This is a genomic window from Nitrospirota bacterium (assembly GCA_040755395.1).
GTDB lineage: Bacteria > Nitrospirota > Nitrospiria > Nitrospirales > Nitrospiraceae > DATLZU01.
Genome location: JBFMAX010000001.1, coordinates 58,385 through 74,859, shown reverse-complemented (window position 1 = coordinate 74,859; position 16,475 = coordinate 58,385). Strand labels below are relative to the sequence as shown.

16 protein-coding genes are annotated in these 16,475 nt (G+C 61.7%); 4 read left to right on the top strand and 12 right to left on the bottom strand.

Annotated elements, in window-relative coordinates; genetic code table 11:
- Positions 1 to 89 precede the first annotated feature (89 nt).
- The gene (locus AB1555_00370; protein ID MEW6245148.1) at positions 90 to 722 is read left to right on the top strand and encodes a hypothetical protein; all 633 of its coding nucleotides are present in this window, start codon (positions 90 to 92) and stop codon (positions 720 to 722) included.
- A 201-nt stretch (positions 723 to 923) separates the two neighbouring features.
- Entirely contained in the window at positions 924 to 1,520 is a 597-nt protein-coding gene (locus AB1555_00365; protein MEW6245147.1) for an outer membrane beta-barrel protein, read from the top strand.
- Positions 1,521 to 2,290: 770 nt separating this feature from the next.
- Here AB1555_00365 and bioB read toward each other — a convergent pair.
- The 8 genes from bioB to rplU all read right to left on the bottom strand — a co-directional run bounded on the left by bioB (position 2,291) and on the right by rplU (position 8,974).
- A complete protein-coding gene (bioB, locus tag AB1555_00360) occupies positions 2,291 to 3,319 on the bottom strand; it encodes a biotin synthase BioB (GenBank protein MEW6245146.1) in 1,029 nt (342 codons plus the stop codon).
- 99 nt (positions 3,320 to 3,418) lie between these two features.
- Complete coding sequence (locus AB1555_00355; protein MEW6245145.1) at positions 3,419 to 4,819, bottom strand: tetratricopeptide repeat protein; 1,401 nt, start codon at positions 4,817 to 4,819, stop codon at positions 3,419 to 3,421.
- Between the two features lie 3 nt (positions 4,820 to 4,822).
- The gene (gene rsfS / locus AB1555_00350; protein ID MEW6245144.1) at positions 4,823 to 5,218 is read right to left on the bottom strand and encodes a ribosome silencing factor; all 396 of its coding nucleotides are present in this window, start codon (positions 5,216 to 5,218) and stop codon (positions 4,823 to 4,825) included.
- A gap of 16 nt (positions 5,219 to 5,234) precedes the next feature.
- Positions 5,235 to 5,921 (bottom strand): nicotinate-nucleotide adenylyltransferase, encoded by a 687-nt coding sequence (gene nadD / locus AB1555_00345; protein ID MEW6245143.1) that lies wholly within the window; start codon positions 5,919 to 5,921, stop codon positions 5,235 to 5,237.
- Positions 5,922 to 6,023: 102 nt separating this feature from the next.
- The gene (gene proB / locus AB1555_00340) at positions 6,024 to 7,145 is read right to left on the bottom strand and encodes a glutamate 5-kinase (protein MEW6245142.1); all 1,122 of its coding nucleotides are present in this window, start codon (positions 7,143 to 7,145) and stop codon (positions 6,024 to 6,026) included.
- Entirely contained in the window at positions 7,127 to 8,152 is a 1,026-nt protein-coding gene (gene obgE, locus AB1555_00335) for a GTPase ObgE (protein ID MEW6245141.1), read from the bottom strand. Before obgE ends, proB begins: the two co-directional genes overlap by 19 nt.
- Positions 8,153 to 8,290: 138 nt before the next feature.
- Complete coding sequence (rpmA, locus tag AB1555_00330; GenBank protein ID MEW6245140.1) at positions 8,291 to 8,554, bottom strand: 50S ribosomal protein L27; 264 nt, start codon at positions 8,552 to 8,554, stop codon at positions 8,291 to 8,293.
- 105 nt (positions 8,555 to 8,659) lie between these two features.
- Positions 8,660 to 8,974, bottom strand: a complete 315-nt coding sequence (gene rplU / locus AB1555_00325; protein MEW6245139.1) for a 50S ribosomal protein L21 — start codon at positions 8,972 to 8,974, stop codon at positions 8,660 to 8,662.
- Positions 8,975 to 9,188: 214 nt separating this feature from the next.
- Between rplU and AB1555_00320 the strand changes: the two genes are divergently transcribed.
- Positions 9,189 to 10,100, top strand: coding sequence for a branched-chain amino acid transaminase (locus AB1555_00320; GenBank protein MEW6245138.1), 912 nt, complete (start codon positions 9,189 to 9,191; stop codon positions 10,098 to 10,100).
- Positions 10,101 to 10,302: 202 nt separating this feature from the next.
- Here AB1555_00320 and secG read toward each other — a convergent pair whose 3' ends face one another.
- From secG to gap, 4 genes are all read right to left on the bottom strand, one after another.
- A complete protein-coding gene (secG, locus tag AB1555_00315; protein ID MEW6245137.1) occupies positions 10,303 to 10,650 on the bottom strand; it encodes a preprotein translocase subunit SecG in 348 nt (115 codons plus the stop codon).
- Positions 10,651 to 10,657: 7 nt separating this feature from the next.
- Complete coding sequence (gene tpiA / locus AB1555_00310; protein ID MEW6245136.1) at positions 10,658 to 11,437, bottom strand: triose-phosphate isomerase; 780 nt, start codon at positions 11,435 to 11,437, stop codon at positions 10,658 to 10,660.
- A gap of 42 nt (positions 11,438 to 11,479) precedes the next feature.
- Complete coding sequence (locus AB1555_00305) at positions 11,480 to 12,673, bottom strand: phosphoglycerate kinase (protein ID MEW6245135.1); 1,194 nt, start codon at positions 12,671 to 12,673, stop codon at positions 11,480 to 11,482.
- A gap of 123 nt (positions 12,674 to 12,796) precedes the next feature.
- Complete coding sequence (gene gap / locus AB1555_00300; protein ID MEW6245134.1) at positions 12,797 to 13,801, bottom strand: type I glyceraldehyde-3-phosphate dehydrogenase; 1,005 nt, start codon at positions 13,799 to 13,801, stop codon at positions 12,797 to 12,799.
- A gap of 243 nt (positions 13,802 to 14,044) precedes the next feature.
- Between gap and AB1555_00295 the strand changes: the two genes are divergently transcribed.
- Positions 14,045 to 16,465 (top strand): endonuclease MutS2, encoded by a 2,421-nt coding sequence (locus AB1555_00295; protein MEW6245133.1) that lies wholly within the window; start codon positions 14,045 to 14,047, stop codon positions 16,463 to 16,465.
- The last annotated feature ends 10 nt before the right edge of the window (positions 16,466 to 16,475 follow it).

Here is a 16,475-nt window from a genome sequence, read left to right as displayed (position 1 = left end):
GACGATAAGTTGCAATCTAGTTGACACCTACGGGCGAGGTGCTAAGTTTGATGGTGACTATAAGTGGCGATTAATCGAAGTGGGAGCGTTTGAAGGCCACGGCCGCATCTGAAACCAATTTCTCGGTTGAACTGGACTCGACCTCTGTCAGGACCGTCCATGCTCCACTCATCCGGACAACATTTGAGAAAGGACAACAAGCAGGAGCATTGGCGATGTTGGTGATCAGCGCAACGTTTCGCCGTATGGATGAAATTTTAGTAGAGGAAGCCCTCAATGCTGACGGCGTCTATGTCATCTGGAGGGGGAAGAATAAGGTGCGTCCTGCCGATATCGGTCAAGGCAAACTTCTAGACCGTCTTGCCAAGAAGCAACTCAAGAAACCTCATAGCGAAGTGTCTGCGCTCATTGCCATTATGAAAGACTCCTCCCCGGGTATCAACAAGGAGAATGCTGAACTCGTCGAAGCGCTGTTGCTTGAAGTCGCAAGACAGATCAACAGGTGGCCCACCGAGGCGAAAAAGAACGGAGCCTTGAAGAAAGTCGGCGAGTGGCTCGAAACATGTCACACGATTCGCGTCAACGTCCGTGGCTATGACCCGCTCCTCTATCCGGCTCGTCCACCACTGAGAAAAACCAAGCAGATTCACGCCTACTTCGCGAAAGATAGTGGAGGGATGTTTAGCCTCCAGATTGCCCATGATTGGAACAGGCGCCACTGAGCTCGCAAACCTCATCATGCGGGAAACGAACGCCGCCTTGCTCAGGGTCTTCGCTTTCTCTCGTTTTGCCGGAAAGGGAGTATTGAGCGCCGTCATGGACCACAGGTTCTCTCAACCGATCAAGAAAAGGGGATGCCAGGCATGAGATCAAATTACTTCACGGGAATCGCCAGAACAGTCCTCCTATATAGTTTTGTATGGATGGGAACGGTTGCTCTGATCTTTATCTCTCCCTGTGCGACCCATGCGGAACCCTACGTGGCAGGGTTTGCTGGGTATGGACTTTCGGCGCAATTGAGCGACGTCAGGGGAGATGCGGGCGTCACCGGATCGGATCTCGGTCTCCAGAATTCTCCGATCTATGGGTTGAAGGTGGGGTACTTTCTGGACAACCTGAAGTATTTCGGAGGCGAAGCGGAAGTGTATACGGCGACTCCGTATCTCAAGCAGCAGCACTTCATGGTGAGCGGTTCGGGCGGAAATATTGTTCCCGGTGATCATGTTCGGGTGACCACGGCGGCGTTTAACGTGGTGTACCGTTATCCCGGTGAATTCGTTCAACCCTACGCGGGGGCCGGACTCGGCCTCTTCTGGTACACCTCTCCTTCGTCGACGGCGGGCTCTGCGGTCCGGCCGGGCTTGAACGTCTTGGCCGGAATGCGGGGGTTCATGACGAAGCACATCGCCGTCTTTGGTGAATACAAGTTCAACCAAGCAAACTTCCTTCCCTTTGGCGGCGGCTTTAAAGCCGATTACAGCGCTCACTTTGTGGTGTTCGGAGTCGGGTATCACTTCTGATACCGCGAATGATCCGGAAAACCGGTTGTTCGGATCTTATTGGAAAGGCGAGGGTGTGGGACGATGCACTCGCCCGGCTTCACCCTCACCTTCCCTCTCTCATCAAGGGAGAGGGCACGACACTCACCACACAAAATCTGGCAGAGCCGGTAGACCTTCTTGGTATAGGTGTTGGCGGGGTGCGGGCCTTCACCCGTTGTAACCACGACCCATGCATATGAAAGCAATGGGTCTCCCGGCAACGGGTACCCGGCCGGTCGGTGACAGACCTGCATTTCATATCAGAATGCTTAACCGTGTTGCGCAGCTCCTGGTTCTAGCAGTCGGGTGCGTTGCCGTCACTCTGCTGCTCGGGATCAATGACTCTGCACATAGCAAGCCGGAAGCGCGTCAGGAGAAGCCCGACCGTCCGGTCTTTGGGTGCCTGTCTGTTCCCGATTGGGAGTGGATGCGAGCGCTGGTCCCAGCGTCGGTCGGTCAGACGCAGGTCTGTCTTTCAGAGTCCGGTTCAGTGGTGGTGACGGAGAGATCGCCTGTACCTTTCGGAAGAGGAGGGCAGTAGAGGACAGGGCACCAATTGGCTGGCCGAGGCTGCCACACGAGCGGAAGAACGACCGGAAGAGTTTGGTCTGCCGACGGAGCTATCCCCTGAATCGCTGATCCTGTCGCCAGGGTTTCTGTCGGTCTTTGGACTTTTGCTCGTGGGTTATGTCTACTTTAAGGTCAGGAAGCCGTGATTGGTCTTGGCGTGGAATACGAGCCGGAGGTCTTCACACAATTCCGGACCGGTGGGTAGTCACCGGTTCCTCATGAATATGAGATCGGCTGTATTGCACTTCGATGGTGAACCCCAGGTCGGCGATCATCTGCCACACTTCCGGGGCCGGTTGCCCCGGGGTGGTGAGGTAGCCGTCCACGAACATCGAGTCGGCGGGGTAGAGCGCGAGCGGCTGCAGCGAACGAAGATTGAATTCGCGTCCGCCGGCGATCCGGATTTCCGTCCGCGGGTGGAGGAAGCGGAAGAGGCACAGCACTTTCAGGCAGCGCTGCGGCGTAAGGTTCCGACAGTGGTCCAAGGGCGTGCCGGGGACCGGATGCAGCGTGTTCAGGGGGATGGAGTCCGGTTTCACGTCGCGCAGAGCCAAGGCCAGATCGATGATGTCGTCATCCCGTTCACCCATACCGACAATGCCGCCCGAGCAAATTTCGAGGCCGGCGGATCGGGCGTTGCGGATCGTCGCCAGCCGATCTTGGAACGTGTGGGTCGTGCAGATCGAGGGATGGTAGGCCTCGCTCGTGTTCAGGTTGTGATTGATCCGATCCACACCGGCGGCCTTGAGCTGCCGGGCCTGCTCTTCATTCAGCAATCCCAGCGAACAGCAAATCTGAATGGGAATCTCCCGCTTGATGGCCTTCACTGCGTCGGCGATCTCGGTAATCTCCCGATCCAGCGGACTGCGCCCGCTGATCACAATGCAATAGCGCTGCGCCTTTCCCGCCGCCGCCCGCCTGGCGCCTTCAACCATCCGCTCCCGAGGCAACAAACCGTAACGTTCGATCGTGGCGGTTGAGATCGAGGACTGCGAACAGTAGTGACAGTCCTCCTGACAGGCGCCGCTCTTGGCGTTCAGCAACATCTGAAGTCGGACGGTCTTGCCGAAGTAACGTTCGCGGACGCGGAAGGCGGCTTGGAGCAGGGCCAGCAGTTCTTCATCGGGCGCCTTCAAAACGGACCGGCACTCTTCCCGCGTGAGCATTTCATCCTGCAAAGCTTTCTCGGCCAGAGCCTGGTAATTCATGGGGACCTCAACAAATTTGTGGTCTGATGATCTGTCGAGCCTCGCGTCTTCAAATCAACAGATCAGCAGATGAGCAGATCAGCAAATACCGGCGGCAACCTACACGGTTTCGAACGGAGATGCAATGCCCTGATAAGGCACGGCGCGGAGACTGGGCAGCGGGTGGTCCTGATCGACGCAGGGCTTGCCGGTGTCTACCCATGGCAAGGCGACGTAGGTATTCCAGAGGCCGCAGCGACGGCAGCGGCCCGACCATTCGATGATTTCATGCTGACAGTGGGTGCAGACGTAGGGCACGACGACGCGCTTTTTGAAGCCGAGCGCTTTTTTCAGTTCGGCCACCGCCTGCAGCACGTGCTGTTTGCGCAAGTAGAGGTTGGCCATGATCTTGTGATAATCGACCATTTGATCCTGCGGTCCTTCGATCGTCGAGAGTACATCGTATGCTTCATCGACCATCTCCAGCCGGTAGTAGAGTTTGCCAAGATAGAACTGCAGCACCGGGTTGCGTGGGTCCTGTTGGACGGCTTCTTGATACACCCGAATGATCTCGGCCGGCTCGCTCAGTTCCAGATACAGCTCCTCGAGCCGGTGGAGGATGATAACGTTCTTCGTTTTGGCGTAGACCTTCTTGAGGATCTCGACGGCGTTCTTGACCTTGCCTTCCCTGACAAGAATTTCACCCAGGCCGATGTAGGCGGGCAGGAATCCTCGGTCCTTCTTGATGGCGCCGCGGAAGTAGCGACGGGCCTTTTCCGGATGGCCGCGTTCGAGCAGTTGGCGTCCGACTTCGTACATGCAGCCGACCAGGAGGTTGGTTTCGGCCCGTTTGTCGGCCTCCGAGAGGTTGGCTTTGAGCAGGCGGTGTTGGATTTCGAGCGCATCGGCCCATTTCTCCAACCGGATGAAGAGGTCCCGCTTGCGGATCAGGGCGGTCAGATTGTCCGGCTCGATCTTCAGGATGTCCTGCAAGGCTTGGAGCGCGTCTTCGTACCGCTTGGCGCACTCGAGGTCCTTGGCCAGTTCCAGCAGCACCTCGATGTTCCGCGCGTCCACCCGGTGTGCGTGTTGGTGAAGCCGGATCGCTTCGGCGTAATTGTTCTCCGAGCGGTAGATATTGCCCAGCCAGAGCAGAGAATCGGTGCGGTTCGGATCGAGGGCCAAGGCCTTTTCGAAGAGACTGATGGCCTCGGCCGTGCGCTTCGACATGAAGGCATGGGTGCCTTCGCGGTGGAGCGCATCGACTTTTTCTTTACGCCGCAGCAGGCGATTGCTCTGCCAGGTGCCGATGAAGTGAACCGTTTCGCGCATGCCGACCAGCAGGGTGACGATGAACGCCCCTCCCGCCATTGACACCAGGACGAGCGTGACCGGACTCAATTCAAAGGTGTCGGTCGGGCTTGTGCGGATGGTAATGGTGCCGGGGTTCAGTTCGCGGAAATAGCCGTAGATGAAGATGCCGGCGCTGACCAGGAAGATAGTGAGCAACAGCCGAAACATGGCTTAGGCCTGCTTCGTCGACCGGACCCGCGGCGGACGGACCCGCAGAGTCTGCCGGACCGGGGCCGGGCCGGACGAACCTTTCGAGGGTAGCCGAACTCGTTTGGCATCGGCCCACAGCTTTTCCAGCGCGTAGTGTTCACGCACGTCTTTGCGGAACACGTGCGCGACCACGTCACCGAAGTCCATCAGAATCCAGTTGGACGCGGAGGTGCCTTCAATACTGAGTGGCGCGGAGCGCTGCGCCGAGAGGACCGCGTCCACGTTGTCCGCGATGGCCTTGACTTGACGTTCCGATTCCCCGGAACACAGAACCAGATAATCGGTGACGGAGGTCAGTTTCGCAACGTGGAGAACCAGGACATCGGAGGCTTTTTTGTCGAGGGATGCCCGCGCAATCGCGAGGGCCTTGGCCTTAGACTCCAGTACGATCGGCGTCCTCCAGGTAGAGCTTGTGCTGAATTATATAGGATTCAACAGGGGTGGGCAACAGATTCGCCAGGCTGAGTCGCTGCCGGATGCGGTTGCGAATGTCCGAAGCGGAGACCATGCAGGGCGGAAGGCGGAGCAGCGAGAGGCCGCGGCCGCCGGGAATCTGCACATCGACGCGGTCCTTCCGATCGGCGTCCAGCTCGGAAAGCTGCGCGGGTTCGATCGGCGGCAGCAACGAGACCTTCTCGAACGAGCGGAACAACGCGCCGGGCCGCGAGACGACGACGAAATGACAGAGGCGCAGCAGGGTCGGCGCCTCCCGCCAACTATCAAAGTCAAGAAACGCGTCGAGGCCGATGATGAAGAAGAGCGCCGTCGATGCGCCGTAGTCGCGGTGCAGCTCCCGAACCGTGTCGATCGAATAGGATTTCGTCGGACGGCGGATCTCGATGTCGGTGAGGGCGAAGGTCGGTTCGCCGGCGATGGCGAGCCGGACCATTTCGCAGCGGTGCTCGGCCGGCGCGAGCACGCCCGGCGGCTTGTGCGGCGGATCGCCGGTGGGGATGAAGAGAACCCGGTCGAGCCCCATCCGGTCCCGCGTCTGCGCGGCGATCGCCAGATGGCAGATGTGGATCGGATTGAACGTGCCGCCGAATAAGCCGAGACGCATGCTTTATTATTGATGAACGAGGAATGAGGAATGTGGAATGAGGAATGAGGAATGGCCCGGCATCGGCCGTCTGCATTCCACCTTCCACATGCCACATTCCTCCTAGAGGATCACCAGATTATCCCGGTGAATGACCTCCTCATATTCCTGCTGTCCGAGGAGTTGTTGGATCTCTGATGTCTTCAGGCCTTTGATGCGGGCCAGAGTTTCGGATGAGAAGTTCACCAACCCCTTTGCGAACTCTTTGCCGTCCCGGTCCGTGCAGGCGACCGGGTCTCCGGCTTCGAACTGGCCGACCACGTCGATGATGCCCGAGGCCAGCAGGCTCTTGCCCCGTTTCGTGAGCGCCTCGACCGCGCCGTCGTCGAGCTTGAGCGATCCCCGGGCGCGCAGGGTGAAGGCGATCCACTGTTTGCGGCTGGTCAAGCGGCGGCTGCGAGCCAGAAACAGACTGCCGCCCGGCTGTCCGGCGAACACGGCCGGCAACAGCCCGGCCTTTTCCCCGTTGAGGATCAACGTCGCCACGCCGTACTCGGCCACCTTCTTGGCGGCGCGCACCTTCGTCGCCATACCGCCCGTGCCCTCGAACGTTGAAGACAGGCCGGCGCGGCGCTCGATGTCGTCCGTGATGTCCGGGATGAGCGGAATCAACGTCGCCGAGGGATTGCGCCGCGGGTCCTCGGTGTAAAGCCCGTCGACGTCGGAGAGAATCACCAACAGGTCGGCATCCACCAGGTGGGCGACGTCGCCGGCCAAGGTGTCGTTGTCGCCGAACCGGATCTCGTCCACCGCCACCGTGTCGTTTTCGTTGATGATGGGCACTACGCCGAATTCGATCAATGTGGTCAGCGTGTGGCGGGCGTTGAGAAAGCGCCGCCGGTCGGCCAAGTCCTGATGCGTGAGCAGGATCTGGGCGACCTTGAGCCCCACGCGCTCGAAGGCTTTCTCGTAGGCCCACATCAACCGACTTTGGCCGACCGCCGCGGCGGCCTGCTTGACCGGCAGATTCTTCGGATAGGTTTTGAGGCCGAGTTTCTTGATGCCCGACACGATCGCGCCGGACGAGACGATCAAAACCTCCCGCCCGTCCGTCCTGAGCGAGGCGATCTCGTCCGCCAACCGGTCGATCTGCTCCGGACGCAGTCCGGAATCGCGCGAGGCGACCAGGCTGCTTCCGATCTTGATGACGATCCGTTTGGCTTGCTTCAGGAGTTCGTCGCGCACGGTTCCTTCCTCAACGCGTCCACTTTCTGGCCGACGAAACGCACGACCTCCTCGAGGCCTTCCCGGGTCACGGCCGAGATCGGAAAGAATTTGAAGCGGTGCCGCTTGCAATAGGTCCGCAGACGCTCCAGGCGCGCGCCGGACTCGCGGATGTCCACCTTGGTCCCGACGACCGCGAAGGGTTTGGCTTTGAGCGTCGCGTCATAGGCCGCCAGTTCCTTCCGCATGACCTCGAAGGCGGCGATGGGATCGTCCGGCGCGGACTCCGACACGTCCACCAGGTGCAGCAAGAACGACGTCCGCTCGATGTGCCGGAGGAATTGGAAGCCCAGCCCCTTGCCCTGGTGAGCGCCTTCGATCAGGCCGGGAATGTCCGCGACGACGAAACTGCGGTCTTCGCCCAGGCGGACCACGCCGAGGTTGGGAGTCAGCGTCGTGAACGGATAGTCGGCGATCTTGGGATGCGCGGCGGAAATGGCGGCGATCAAAGTGGACTTGCCGGCGTTGGGCAAGCCGACCAGGCCGACATCTGCCAGCAGTTTGAGTTCGAGGCGCAGCCATCGCTCTTCGCCGGGCGTCCCGTGTTCGAAACGCGTCGGCACGCGATTCGTGGGCGTCGCGAAATGGGAATTGCCGCGCCCGCCGCGCCCGCCGCGGGCTGCGACGAAGGAATCACCGTCCGCGGCCAGATCGGCCAGCACCTCGCCGGTCTCGTCGTCGAAAACCATCGTGCCGACCGGGACCGGAATGACGACATCGTCGCCCGTGCGGCCGTGGCGGTTGGACCCTTCTCCCGGCCGGCCGGCCTCAGCCTCGTAATGCTGCTGATACCGCAGGTCTAGGAGGGTGCTGAGCCGGTGCGAGGCGACCAGGATCACGTTGCCGCCGTTGCCGCCGTCTCCACCGTCCGGCCCTCCGTGCGGGACGTACTTTTCGCGGCGAAAACTGCAGACGCCGTCCCCGCCGCGCCCGGCCTTCACGAAGATGCGGACTTCATCGACAAACATGGCCGTCACCGGAACCCGTGCTCGACCGCGGCAGTCGTGCGGGCGAAACCTGCCGGGTCAAGCCTGCACTGGCGGACTGATCTGGCTGTGCGTTGGTACAGGATAAAGGATCAGAAGGAGGAGAAGGAAGGCGGCGCGCTACTCGGTCGAGGTGGTCGGATACACGCTCACTTTTTGCCTGTCCCGTCCGCCTTCGAACTTCACCACCCCGGCGATCTTCGCGAACAGCGTATGGTCCCGCCCCAGGCCGACATTGAAGCCGGGGAAGAATTTCGTCCCGCGTTGCCGGACGAGAATGCTTCCCGCCTTCACCGTTTCGCCGCCGAACGCCTTGACGCCGAGATATTGGGGGTTGCTGTCGCGCCCGTTACGGGAGGAGCCGCCGCCTTTGTTCGTTGCCATTGTTCAGTTCCTCGTATCTCGTCGTTCGTATCTCGCTAGAGACCGTCGCTCGTATCTCGCAAACGAACGATGCTTCACGAGATGCGCTTCACGGTCTCTATCGCTTCACGCGGTCTGGATGCCGGTGATCCGAATCTGCGTGTAGCCCTGCCGGTGGCCTTTCGTCCGCCGGTAGTTCTTCCGGCGCTTCTTCTTGAAAACCATGATCGAGCGGGCTCGCCCGTGCTTGACGATCTCCGCCAGCACACGCGCGCCCTGGACGACAGGCCGGCCGACCAGGAAGCCGCTGTCGCCGTGGACCAGCCGAACCTGGTCCAATTCGACCGTGCCGCCGACTTCGCCGGGCAGCGCTTCCACCTGCAGCAGGGTCCCCGGCTCGACCCGATATTGTTTGCCGCCGGTCTCCACGATCGCATACATAGGGGTATGTGCCTCCAAACAGGAAGCGAATCTCTAACACAGGGCCGCGAAAACTGTCAAGGCAAAGGGCTAGGGGAACGCATCGTCCGGTGACCGGGCCGCAAGGCAAGGGACACGCGCTAAGGTCTTCGCGGTTCGTTGACAAGGCCGAGGGCGCTGCTATACCGTTGTGCTTGTCTCGAACACCGAACCCACATTTCTCAGGGGCTCCACGATGCAACCCAGCGACAAAATCTGGATGGACGGCACGTTTGTGAATTGGGCGGACGCGAACGTCCACGTCCTGACCCATTCTCTCCACTACGGCTTGGCAGCCTTCGAAGGCCTTCGCTGCTATCGGGGGAAGAACGGCTCGGCCATTTTTCGCCTACCGGAGCATGTCGACCGGCTGTTCGAGTCTGCGCACATCGCCATGATCCGGATACCGTACGATAAAAAGCAGGTGACCGAGGCGATCGTCGAGACCGTGCGGGTGAACAGGCTGGATGCCTGCTACATCCGCCCGCTGGTCTACATCGGCTACGGCGCGATGGGGCTCTATCCGGGGGAGAACCCGGTCCGCGTGGCGATCGCGGCGTGGCGGTGGGGCGCCTATTTGGGAGAAGAGGCGTTGGCCAACGGCATTCGCGCGCGGGTGTCGTCCTTCACGCGGCACCATGTGAACGTCTCGATGACCCGCGGGAAGATCTCCGGTTACTACGTCAACTCGATCCTGGCCAAGCGCGAAGTGAAGGCGGACGGATACGACGAAGCCATCATGCTGGATCCCGAGGGCTATGTTGCGGAAGGGACGGGCGAGAATGTCTTCATCGTCAGGCGCGGCGTGCTCAAGACGACGCCGTTGACTTCCATTCTCGAAGGCATCACGCGGAATTCCGTCATTCAGCTTGCGCGGGAGCGCGGGATTCCGGTGGCAGAGGAACGGTTCACCCGCGACGAAATGTATGTCGCCGACGAAGTGTTCGTGACCGGCACTGCGGCGGAACTCACCCCGGTGCGCGAAATCGACAATCGGCGGATCGGAACCGGCAAGCCCGGTCCGATTACAATGGGTCTCCAGAAGGCGTTCTTTGATGTCGTCAAAGGCGAGGACCCCTCCCACCAGGCGTGGCTGACGAGAATTTAAGCCGGCAGCCGTCAGCTATCAGCCCCCAGCGGTCAGCTCTCAGTGATCAGCTTTCAGCCTTGGTCTCGGAACTGCGAGTTTGGAAACCTCGCTCTCAAAAGCGGGTGCTTTACTGCAGAAAGACGCTAGTTCAATGCCGGCTCGCCGAGGCTCGGCGCAGGCAGGATCAGTGGCTGAGAGCTGAACGCCGATAGCTGGAAGTCTACGGACTCACCGGCTTGCTTTCTTCGGCCGGCTGGCTCGGTGAGGAGTCTTTGGAACTGTCCGCCGGAGCGGCGGGCGCGGCTTTCTTGTTCAAGTCGATGACGGTGGAAGAGAACGTACGCTCTTTGGCCATGATGGCGAGGCTCAGCGACGTGATCATGAACACGAAAGCGGCGACGACGGTGAACTTGCTCAGGAAATTGGCCGGCCCCCGGCTGCCGAAGACGGTCTGGCTGGAGCCGCCGAAGGCGGCGCCGATCTCTGCGCCTTTGCCGGACTGGAGCAGAATGGCGCCGATCATGAGGAAGCAGACCAGCACATGAACAATCACGATCAAGGTGTACATCACGGCCTCATCGCGGGCACGCGGCGCGGGCTTGCGCAGCGGCGAGAATTGTAGCAAAGGCGTTCGGATCGAGACAAGCCCCTCCGACCAATGCGCCGTCGATCTGGTCGTTGGCCAGCAACGATGCCGCGTTCTGCGGCGTCACGCTCCCGCCATACAGGACGCGGATCGCGGTCTCCGCGTCACGTCCCCACTGTTCCGCTAATTTCTTCCGGATCGTCCGGTGCACGGCCGCCGCCTGTTCCGGCGAAGCGGCCCGTCCGGTGCCGATGGCCCACACCGGTTCGTACGCGATGGTCACCGCCGCAACGTCTTCCTTGCGCAGGCCGGCGAGTCCCTTCAGAAGCTGTCCGGTCACCGCGGCATCGGTGCGATCGGCGTCACGCTCGGTGGCCGATTCTCCGACGCAGAGAATCGGCCGTACGCCATGTTTCACGGCGGCGCGCACCTTTCTGTTGATGAGTTCGTCCTGCTCTCCGAAGATCTGCCGCCGTTCTGAATGGCCGGCGATCACGTATCGGCAGCCGAGGTCCTTCAACATCGGTCCGGAAATCTCTCCGGTGAATGCGCCCTGGTCTTCCCAGAACAGGTTCTGCGCGGCAAGGACGAAGCGAGAATCGCCGGCCAGCGCGTCACGCACCGCCTGCAACGCCGTGAACGGCGGCGCGAGGACCGCTTCGATCCCGATCGTCTCCGGGATCAGCGCCAAGAGATGCCGGACATGGTCCGCCGCCTCCGAGGCCGTCTTGTGCATCTTCCAGTTGCCCACGATGAGCAGTCGGCGCACGGCGGTGACCTCAACGGATCGTTATGCGACTGGCACGAGAATTCAGGGGTTCCGGTCGGGCAAGGCGACCAGGCCGGGGAGTTGCTTGCCTTCCAGAAGTTCCAGGGCCGCGCCGCCGCCGGTGGAAATGAAGGACATACTTTCCGACTCGCCGGCCCGGTGCACGGCCAGGGCCGTATCACCGCCGCCCACGATGGTCAAGGCGTACGCGTTGGCGACCGCATGGGCCATGGCCATCGTCCCGCGGGCGAATGCGTCGATTTCGAACACGCCCATCGGGCCGTTCCACAGGATCGTCTTTGCGTTCTGCACCGCTTCGGTGAACAGTTTGACCGACGCGGGGCCGATGTCCAGGGCGTACCAGTCCTTCGGAATCTCCTGCACGGGTACGATCTTGGTCTCCGCCCCGGGCTCCCGGCTCGCCGCCACGACACAGTCGACCGGCAGGTAAAACTTCACCCCGCGCGAGAAAGCGTGTTCCTGCACGCCTTTAGCGAAATCGAGCATGTCGTTTTCGACGAGCGAGTTGCCGATCTCCAACCCCATCGCCTTGATGAAGGTGAAGGCCATACCGCCACCGATGATGACCTTGTCGACTTTCTTGCCCAGGTTCTCGATGACCCCGATTTTGCCGGACACCTTCGCGCCGCCCAGAATCGCCACGAACGGCCGGATCGGGTTCTCGACCGCGCCCTCCAGGTACTCGATTTCCTTTTTCAGAAGATATCCGGCCGCCGATTCCTTGACGAACTTGGGAATGCCGACGATGGAGGCATGGGCCCGGTGCGCGGCGCCGAAGGCGTCGTTGATGTACACGTCGCCGAGCGAAGCCAACGCCTTGGAGAAATCGTCGTCGTTTTTCTCCTCCCCGGGATGGAAGCGCAGGTTTTCCAGGAGCAGCACGTCGCCGGGCTTCATGCGTGCGACCACGTTCTCGACCGCTGGACCGACGCAGTCAGGCGCGAACACCACATCTTTGCCGAGCCAGCGCTGGAGTCGCTTGGCCACCGGGGCCAGGCTGAGTTTCGGATCGAACTTTCCTTTGGGACGGCCGAGGTGCGAGCAGAGGATGACCTTGGCGCCTTCGTCGATCGCGCGGTTGATGGTCGGCAGCGTGGATCGGATCCTGGTGTCGTCGGCCACCTGCAACGAGTCGTCAAGAGGGACGTTGAAGTCGGCCCGGATGATGACGCGCTTGTTGTACAGTTGAAGGTCTTCGATGGTCTGTTTGTGCAGGTTCACATCACCGCTCCTTATTCACGCTTCACGCCGCTGGCCCCGAGTTGCGGTCCGGGTGGAGCGGCGGACCGGAGGGGAGAGATGGACTCAGGCGTGGTTCCTGTCCTGGCGATCAGGCGTTCAGGCTCGGGCCGCGATGAACTTAATGAGATCGCGAACGCGGCACGAATAGCCCCACTCGTTGTCGTACCAAGCCGTGACCTTGACGAGGCGGCGATCGATCACCGTCGTCAGCGGAGCGTCCAGGGTTGCGGAGTGGGGGTCGCCTTTCTGGTCGATCGACACGATCGGCTCTTCGCAATACTGCAAAATGCCTTTGAGCGACCCGTCGGCCGCGCGCCTGAAGGCGGCGTTGACGGCCGCGGCGTCGCAGTCTTGCTCGGTTTCGACGGTCAGATCGACCAGCGACACGTTCGGCGTGGGGACGCGGATCGCCATCCCGTCCATCTTTCCTTTGAGCTGCGGCAGGACCAGGTGCAGCGCTTTGGCCGCGCCGGTGCTTGTGGGAATCATCGACAAGCCGGCCGCGCGAGCCCGCCGGAGATCCTTGTGAGGGAGGTCGAGCAACTGCTGGTCATTCGTGTAGGAGTGGATCGTCGTCATCACGCCGTGCTTGATGCCGAAATTCTCGAGCAGAACCTTGGCCACGGGCGCCAGGCAGTTCGTCGTGCAGGACGCATTTGAGATGATGTGATGAGCCATGGGATCGTACACGTGTTCATTCACGCCGAGCACGATCGTCACGTCGGGGTCTTTGGCGGGCGCGGAAATAATGACGGCCTTGGCTCCCGCCGACAAGTGGCGTCCGGCACCTTCCCGGTCCGTGAACCGTCCGGTCGATTCGATCACGTATCCGACGTCCAGGTCTTTCCAGGGAAGTTCCTTGGGATCTTTGACGGCCAAGACCTTGATCGCCTTGCCGTCGACGAAAATCTGGTCGCCTTTGGCCTCAACCTTGGCTTTGAGCGTGCCGTGCACGGAGTCATACTTCAGCAGGTAGGCAAGGGTCTTGGCGTCCGTCAGGTCGTTGACCGCGACAAACTGCAGATCGGGATCGTCCAGAGAGGCCCGCAGCACGTTCCGTCCGATCCGTCCGAATCCGTTGATGCCGACGCGAATAGCCATAGTCGTGAGCCCTTTAGAAAAAAAGATGCCGGTTGGCAATCAACCGGCAGACAAGCCCGATAGTACTCAGCCGTCGAATCCTTGTCAAGCCGGGGAATGAAGCAAAGGGTCGGTGATTTTTCCTAGACGCTACGTGTTTCGGCCGGTCCGGGGGCGCCTTGTTCTAGACCGGGTTCTTCGGTAGAGTCCGCATAGCCGAGGCTCCCTCGCGAGGGGTGACTGCGGCGGGTGCGCGGGGCGCCCATGAACGAACCATCGTTGGTTGAACAGGCCAAGAACGTACTGGAATGGGACAGGCTGCTTGAGGCGTTGGCTCGGCACGCCCGTTCCAGCATGGGCGTCCACCGCTGCCGGGCCCTTCCGCTGGAGTCAGGGTTGCGGGCTGCGCGGACTAGGTTGCAAGAGACCGCCGAATTGCTCTCGCTCCAAGAAACCGCCGATCCCTTTCCGGCTTTGACGTTTCCCGACGTCCGGGAGCCGCTCGCCCGCGCGAGCAAGGGCGCGCCTATGGAGGCGCATGAATTGCGGGACTGCTCGAGCGTGCTCGGGCTCGTCGACGAGGTCGTTCGCTCTATCGGCCGTCACCGTGACCGGGCCCCGGCGCTGTGCGAGCTGGCCAAGCCGTTGGAAAGCTTTCCGCAAGTCGGCCATATCAAGCGCGAGATCGACTGGGCCATCGAGCCGGACGGCTCGATCCGCGAATCCGCCTCCCCCGAGCTCCGGCGCTTGACCCACCACGCCCATGACCTGAAGCAGCGCATGCGCCAGCGCCTGGAGCAGATTCTTCACTCCAAGCGCTACGCCGAGGTCCTGCAGGAAACCTACTTCGCCCAACGCGAAGGCCGATACGTCGTCCCGGTGAAGGCCGAGATGCGGGGAAAAATTCCCGGCATCGTTCACGATGTCTCGGCCAGCGGCGCGACGGTGTTCCTCGAGCCGCGCGAACTCGTCGAACTGAACAACGCGATCAAAGTGGCCGATCTGGAAGTCGACCGGGAAGTGCGGCGGATCCTCCGGGAGCTGTCCGCGATGGTCGCGGAGCACGCCGACGCGATGGTCGGCGCGATGGAGGTCCTGGCGGAACTGGATTGCGTCACAGCCAAGGCCGCGCTGAGCCGCGGGCTCAGGGCTCGACCGGTCGTGTTGAACGAGTGCGGCCGGATCCGGCTCAAGCAAGCGAGACACCCGCTGCTGGCGCTGGCGAAAGACCGGGTGGTCGCCAACGATCTCCTGCTGGATGACCAGGTTCGGGTGCTCGTGATCTCGGGACCCAATACCGGCGGCAAGACCGTCACGCTCAAGATGCTCGGGCTGTTCGCCTTGATGGTCCGCGCCGGGCTTCCGCTGCCCTGCGCGTCGGATTCGGAGATGGCGTTTTTCCCGGAAATCTACGCCGACATCGGCGACGCGCAGGATCTGACCAAGGATCTTTCGAGCTTTTCCGCCCACATGACGCAGATGATCCGGTTGTTGAACCATGCGACGACCGTGACCGCGATGGATAGTGCCAGCCAGACGCCGCGGGCGCTGGTGCTCTTGGACGAGCCGGTCACGTCCACCGATCCGGCGGAAGGGGCGGCCTTGGCGGAAGCGCTCCTGGTGCGGCTGGCCCAACTCGGCATGAAGGTCGTGGCGACGACCCATTACAACGCGCTCAAGGCGCTGGCGCAGAGCAGACCGGACTTCGCCAACGCCAGCGTGGAATTCGATGTCGGCACCTTGTCGCCGACGTATCGCGTGCTGATGGGAATGCCGGGCGGGTCTTCCGCCTTCGACATCGCGGGCCGGTTGGGGATGGAGGAGTCGATCCTTGAAGACGCCCGCCGGTTCTTAAAAGGCGACGAGCGGGCTCTGGAAGATCTGCTGACCGATCTCCAGGAGCACCAGCGGCGGCTGGCAGTGGAAGCGGATCGGGCCTCTCAGGCCCGCGTCGAGGCCGAGCGGGCTTCGCGCGAGGCGGCCGAGATTCTCGCTCGGCTGCGCGAGACGGAGCGGGAAGAACGGAAAGGTGTCAAGCGCAAGCTGACCGAAGAACTGTTGCGGGCGCGCGCGGAGGTCCAGGCGATTCTCGATGATCTGAAGCGCGAACGCACGGCGCAGAAGGCGAAAGAGGCCAAGCAGCGGCTGGCCGAATTGGAACAACGTGAAAGGGCCCGGCTGGCGGCTCCGTCGGACCCGATGCCGGTGGAACAGCTTCACGTCGGAGACCCGGTGGAGATCCTCGGCGTCGGGGCCACCGGGACGTTGCTCGAATCCCCATCGGGCAAGAAGCGGGTCCGCGTCAAGGTGGGCGACGGTGAAGTCTCGGTGCCGGTCTCCGGTCTGGCCGGTGTCAACCGATCGTCGACCGAAGAGCCAGTTCGCAGCAAACGGGCCTGGACAACGAACCCGTTCGGGCCGGCCGTTTATCCCGCTCGTGATATGCCGGCCGCGCTGGATGTCCGCGGCAAAGCGGCCGACGAAGCGCTCGATCTGCTGATCGCCGGTTTGGACCGGGCGGCGTTGCGCGGGGAATCCTTGCTGAAGGTCGTTCACGGCCACGGCACCGGGCGCTTGAAGGCCGTTCTGCGGGAGTATTTGAAGGGATCTCCGTACGTCGCGAGCTTTCGGTCCGGAGAACGAGCCGAGGGCGGCGACGGCGTCACGATTGTCGAGTTGAGATAGTGCGAAATGG